Genomic DNA, 649 nt, shown 5'->3' with positions numbered 1-649 from the left:
CCGAACCCTTGGGACCTGCTTCAGCCCCAGGATGTGATGAGCCGACATCGAGGTGCCAAACCTCCCCGTCGATGTGGACTCTTGGGGGAGATAAGCCTGTTATCCCCGGGGTAGCTTTTATCCGTTGAGCGACGGCCTTTCCACTCAGAAAACCGCCGGATCACTAAGCCCTACTTTCGTACCTGCTCGAGATGTCTCTCTCGCAGTCAAGCTCCCTTATGCCTTTACACTCTAAAAGCACGATTCCCGACCGTGCCGAGGGAACCTTTGGGCGCCTCCGTTACCTTTTGGGAGGCGACCGCCCCAGTCAAACTGCCCGCCTGACAGTGTCCCAAAACCGGATTCACGGCTCAAGGTTAGAATCCCGATATTAAAAGGGTGGTATCCCAACAGTGGCTCCTTTGAGGCTGGCGCCCCAAATTCTCTGCCTCCCACCTATCCTGTACATTCAGTACCAAAATCCAATGTCAGGCTGCAGTAAAGCTCCACGGGGTCTTTCCGTCCTGTCGCAAGTAACCGGCATCTTCACCGGTATTACAATTTCACCGGGTCTCTTGTTGAGACAGCGCCCAAATCGTTACGCCTTTCGTGCGGGTCGGAACTTACCCGACAAGGAATTTCGCTACCTTAGGACCGTTATAGTTACGGC

Annotated in this window: 1 rRNA gene; it reads right to left on the bottom strand. The window is 54.5% G+C overall.

The annotated features are described in order from the left end of the window. A 23S ribosomal RNA gene (locus SCM96_16030) occupies nt 1-649 on the bottom strand; the annotation flags it as partial.

The sequence above is a fragment of the Acidobacteriota bacterium genome (assembly GCA_033549365.1).
GTDB lineage: Bacteria > Acidobacteriota > Aminicenantia > Aminicenantales > Saccharicenantaceae > JAWSUF01.
This window is presented reverse-complemented; position numbering and strand designations above follow the sequence as displayed.